Raw genomic sequence first — 5,188 nt, 5'->3', positions numbered from 1 at the left:
CGACCCACCTCCCGGAGGTCCCACAGCTTCGTAACGACGTCAGGGAGCATTCGCTCGGAGAACCGTCCAGACATATCGATCAACACCATCCACAGAGTAAGTGGTGCAATCACTGCTTGAATCCGCCCCTTTTCGTGAGCTGACCCCAAGCTAAGCATCCGGATCTTACTGCGGAAGTTTCATATCTTGGACAACAAGAAGTACCTTTCGGTACACGAGGAAGCATCCGTCTAGATCTCGTAGAAGGCGATCCCATGGCCCCAACTGCGATCTATGATCTAAAGACCGGATCCGCCGTGCTGACGAAGGCTCGCATCCAACAAATACGGGACAATTTGCCTGAGGCATTTCGAAACGTACCGATTTACGAGGTGAAACCGTGAATTCAGTCGAGAACGTCGGATGAAAACTACGGAATGGAAGCGTCTTGTACGCGCGTCCCTCAGCTCAACAGCTTCCCACGCGTTTCGCGGAAGACTCTGTTATGCAACCCCTCTGCTATACGTAGTACGAGGCGTCTCTGGGAGTTCTCGAGACGCCGACATCATTCTCATCGACAAAGTGGTGATGCCGCTATTCATCCCCACTGACTTTATCTATGGTGCTACCCGAGTGAAGAACAACCAGAGTTCGTTTATCTACCCAGAAGTAGATGACGTAGGGCAGATTATCCGACAGGCTTGGTCTGATTTGGGCGACGAAACGGCTTCGTTAGAGAACATGCTGGTGACGGGGCAAAACGATACGCGAGCTACCGTGGCCGAACGAGCTGCTTATGCTGCCTTGCTGCTTAGCCAACCACACCTTGCATCCGAAGTTATTCAGCGATCGTTAGCAGAAAAGCGGGACGATCTGCGTCCGTTCGTTCTCGAGAGCCTCCGCAGGATGCGGATCGTAGGCGAAGAGCTAGCACGAGACGATCTCCTTGGAGCGCGCAGAATTCTTGATCACTGGACCAGCGCCTCGCGCGCGCATCTCGGTCTTTCAGCGTCCGAGTGACGCACGGCACGAATCTTCAATACGAACCGCATACCGAGGACTTGTCATGGGAATTCTGAGACGTAAAAACAGTTCGACAGCTGACGCTCCTGGTATTGGGGTCAGCGCACGAAACGGAATAAGTGGTGCAATCACTGCTTGAATCCGCCGTAGTTCAAGCTCCCAATTCTCAAGCCCCCCGTGGTTGACCGACATCACTGAGCACAAAACTGCGGAAGGCAAGCTCTATCTCTGTGCGATCAAGGACGTCTGCTCGAACCGGATCGTCGGTTACTCGATTGATTCGCGGATGAAGTCCAGTCTGGCAGTCAACGCGCTAGAGAATGCTGTCGCCCGGCGTGGCGACGTCGCGGGCTGTGTGATTCATAGCGACAGAGGCTCACAATTTCGCAGCCGGAAATTCCTCCGCGCACTCGCCCGCTACGACTTGACCGGATCGATGGGACGGGTCGCCTCCTGCGGCGACAACGCCGCTATGGAATCGTTCTTCAGCCTGTTGCAGAAGAACGTCCTCGACCGCCGAACCTGGACCACCCGGGAACAGCTACGGATCGCGATCGTGACCTGGATCGAACGGACCTACCACCGCCGACGCAGACAGCCCCGCCTGGGCCGTTTGACGCCCATCGAATTCGAGGCCACCATGAACACGCCAGCCGCGTTGGCTGCGTGACTAGAAACTGTCACCTACTCGTGCAGCAGACCCTTCAGCTGCTCAGACCCATACAGATATCGACGGGCGTGGGACGCCTCTTCTCTTTGTTCACCTGGTCTGGGACCCGCATCGGTTCAGCTTGAGTTTCCACAGAAGTTCCAAACGTCCAAGGAATATGTGGCGCCAGTCGAAACAAATTGCATGATCACTCAGATGCCCCTAGCATTTGCATAATTTCTGCTACTGACGGCGTATAGGACTTGCGGTTCATCATCTTTAGTTGTCTCAGGTGCGACAATTCTGCAAGCGGTGACAGGTCGCCATCGATGACCATTGTTGACTCATAGGCGTACAACCTTTCCAACGACTTCAAGTTGCGTAGAGGCACCAGCGAAGCGACAGAACCGAGATTACTTATGTTGAGGAATGTAAGCCCTTCGCAGCTATGCAGAGACTCAAGCGAACTGATCGTCTTGCATGACTCAATCTGTATCTCTTTGATCTGATTGGGATGGAATGCCTCTAACTGGCTCATGTCCGCGAAGCGCCTCCCACCAAAGATGGAAAGGGACCGAAGCTTCGGGAAGAAGTCGAGGCCAGCTAGGGACTGGACTCGAGGCGACTGTTTGAATCTAAGTGACTCCAACCCAAGATGCACGCCAAGAGCTCGAAGATCTGGTTCTGAGTAAAGGAAAATAAATGCACTTTGCAAGTTCTCGACCTGCGACAAGCTATCCCTGATCAACGGCCAGTCCGCGGAAATGGACTGGATGAGAGGCAGACGGGCTAAATCCAATTTGACTTTTGTCGAGACTTCCACGCTCAAGTGCTCAAGCGAGGAGGCTAAGCGATAGACCGGAGACAGGTCCTCGGTCGTACGAGACAATATGAACAACTTCCGGATATTCAACCCGGCATGCAGAAAGTCCAAGTTGCGTTCGTTGTATCCAAGGGCATAGTTCAGAGCGACACTGTCGACATCGAACTCCTGAAGCGCCGACTCGATGTGTCTGTCCCAACTGCCCGAGACGATGAGCGTTCGACCCTCCAATCCGTAGTTGTCGATTGAAAAGTACTCGTTAGCGAACTCTGGCAGTTGTCGTTTCATGCTTTACCTACCACCTCCCACCCTCTAGTATCCCTCTGGCATCAAATCCAGCCGTGAGTCCCCTATGGGATTCACCACATTAAGGAGTTGGCCCTTGCCGCCCAGACTATCCACCTTCAGCTGCTCCGCAATTTCGCGAGCTGTCTTCCCGCCCGGTACCCCAAATCGTTCTGCGCCAGCTATGTCCTCGGCAGTAAATTTCCCTCTATTCACGTGTTCCTGCAGACGCCTGTCGATGTTGTTGGATTGACCTACGTAGACACCATCACGAGTTGTCACAACGTAGATCCCCTCGTTTGCTTCTGCTCATTCGAGCAGAAGGGTTGTTTAGGGATTAACGATCTCACCCGAGTCGACTGGGCTTCTTCCCGACTTTACGAAACGTAGAAGGACAAACCCAATTGCAGCAATGCACCCAAATACAAAACACGACCAAAACGGAGGGGGACTAATGGACAGTCCGGAACCGATCCCGAAAGTTAGGAGGGTAGTTGTAAGGAGAGCAGTACTGCCAACAATTATCAGTCTTGTTCGGCTATGCAGCACCCGGCTGAACCGAGATGTCAAAGCTACCGTGAGGCCGGTACAGAGACCTATGAAGATTCCCGCCGGAACAGTGAAAAACAAGAGAGACAGACTAAAAACGGCACGTGAGAGACTGAAATTTCCCGCGAATAAAATCAGCGTAATTTGGAAAAGTAGTCCGACGGTTGCGCCAAGAATAATTCCGAATATTACTGAAACTGTCGTGAACTTATCTTTTGTAACCATCGTCATCCCTTGTCGCCGTATTTCAACACAGCGTTCCTAAGATTTGCAGCTTGCGTCTGCCATTGCAAGGACGATGCTCCTGCCGTTACGCCAGCGGCTACAAGGGGGCGTTTGAGAATGCGGAGCTTGGCTGAGTATTTGCTCGCTTGGGAGCCACCCAATATTGTGCTCGGGGGCCGCAGATATTTTCGTTGAGCGCCACCGAATATTCCAGCTCGGAGCCACCCCTGGAGGGTCCCTCCGGCCAGCGACTTTCAGCGTTCTCGTCGTCGTGCTCGCGTCGACTGAAGACCGACACTGCCAAGGGCAAGCGCAGGCAACGCCTGCGTGCGGCAGCTCTTACCCGGCCCTCGTGCAGACGCCGCCCGTCAGCCGTGCACGCGATGCCCCGACCGCGAACCGGCGCACAAAAAACTGGCCGCTAAGCCTGCAAAGCTCTCGCTGATGCTGTGGCCCCCGACGGCAATACTGCTGGCCCCCAGAGCCGCGAATATTCAGAGTTCCCGCGCCGGCGGTGGCGCCGTCCCGTGCGGGAGGACGCTAGGAGAGTGCGCCGGGCCGCTGCCGGCTGATTAGCCAGTCGAGGAGTTTGTAGAGCGCCCCAACGGCGAGTAGGAGAACGATTACGCCCAGACCATTCGCTGCTACCTGCGCGAACCCGATCTTGGTGACGTTGACGAACGGGTACGGGTAGAACCCGGTGATCGCACCCTGCACCACGGTGAGGACAATAAACGCTAACGGCCAGATCCCCGCGAGCAGCAGCGCCTTCCACGTTATCCGCGGGTGGGGTCCGAAGAGCACCCAGCCGAGGATCGCAAACCCAGGAACGACGTAGTGAAGGCCGACGTTCGACACCGCTGCGATCCCGGTGAACGCAGCCAGAGGCGCGAGGATGAAGTGGTACAGGATGAGGGTGACGGTGATGCCAAACATCGAACCAATCCGCAGCACACGCAAGAAAGCTCCGTCACGGTCGGGGCGTACCGCGAGCATCACCGCGGCGATGCCAACGAAAATGTTCGATTCCACCGTGAAGTAACTGAAGAACTCGAACAGTCGCTGCCCGAGCGGAGCGTTCGAGGGACCGAAACCGATGTTGACATTCCCGATGACCAGAAGAAGCTGAGTTCCCACGGCAAGAACGACCATCACCGCTGTGAGCGCATGCCAAATGCGAGCTGCGGGGCGGCTGGGGAAAATTCCGATCACCCACGTAGATTACGGCCGGTGCAAACCGTGAACGAGTCACCACGCCGCCGCTAAGGCCATGATCCTCGCACCCACCGACGTCCTGCGCGGCGCTTCCTACCGACTCAGTCCATCTGGGCCGCCGCGATCGCAATCCCGTACGAACGCTCGGCTCTGTTCAGCGGATGCCGCCCAGCGCATTAGCGCAACGAGCACTCGTCATCCAGAAAGAACTGCAGCGACGCGATGCAGCGACGAACCCGACGCAACGTGTCTCACACCACCTGAATCCGCCCACGGGGCATTTTGCCGAATCGTGAGCCGACCCCTAGGCCTACAGCGGATTAGATCTAGCCCCACTCAATGCGTGGATAATTTGATCCTGCGGGATTGTCTGTTCTCGACACCACATTGAGAATCGCGAAGGGGTGAGTATTTGGGGCTCGCTGATCATCAGCATTCCC

Annotated in this window: 4 protein-coding genes and 1 pseudogene; 2 read left to right on the top strand and 3 right to left on the bottom strand. The window is 55.5% G+C overall.

The features are described 5' to 3' along the window. Positions 1-612: 612 nt before the first annotated feature. Both D4765_RS18670 and D4765_RS18665 read left to right on the top strand, forming a co-directional pair. A complete protein-coding gene (locus D4765_RS18670) occupies positions 613-999 on the top strand; it encodes a hypothetical protein (RefSeq protein ID WP_136643814.1) in 387 nt (128 codons plus the stop codon). A gap of 178 nt (positions 1,000-1,177) precedes the next feature. Beyond that, positions 1,178-1,672: pseudogene (locus D4765_RS18665) on the top strand (IS3 family transposase); the annotation flags it as partial. Positions 1,673-1,859: 187 nt separating this feature from the next. Here D4765_RS18665 and D4765_RS18660 read toward each other — a convergent pair. The 3 genes from D4765_RS18660 to D4765_RS18650 form a co-directional block, all read right to left on the bottom strand. After that, positions 1,860-2,762, bottom strand: a complete 903-nt coding sequence (locus tag D4765_RS18660) for a hypothetical protein (RefSeq protein WP_136643813.1) — start codon at positions 2,760-2,762, stop codon at positions 1,860-1,862. Between the two features lie 24 nt (positions 2,763-2,786). Then, positions 2,787-3,041 (bottom strand): GIY-YIG nuclease family protein, encoded by a 255-nt coding sequence (locus D4765_RS20240; protein ID WP_170225132.1) that lies wholly within the window; start codon positions 3,039-3,041, stop codon positions 2,787-2,789. 1,032 nt (positions 3,042-4,073) lie between these two features. Beyond that, complete coding sequence (locus D4765_RS18650; RefSeq protein WP_136643812.1) at positions 4,074-4,745, bottom strand: Pr6Pr family membrane protein; 672 nt, start codon at positions 4,743-4,745, stop codon at positions 4,074-4,076. Positions 4,746-5,188: the final 443 nt, after the last annotated feature.

It is taken from the genome of Subtercola vilae (assembly GCF_004923255.1).
Classification (GTDB): domain Bacteria; phylum Actinomycetota; class Actinomycetes; order Actinomycetales; family Microbacteriaceae; genus Subtercola; species Subtercola vilae.
Note: the sequence above shows the minus strand (reverse complement) of the source record. Positions and strands in the feature narration are given on the sequence as shown.

Bases quoted from the DNA above. Each gene is read 5' to 3' on its own strand.
- D4765_RS18660 (WP_136643813.1), bottom strand. From the start codon at position 2,762: ATGAAACGACAACTGCCAGAGTTCGCTAACGAGTACTTTTCAATCGAC.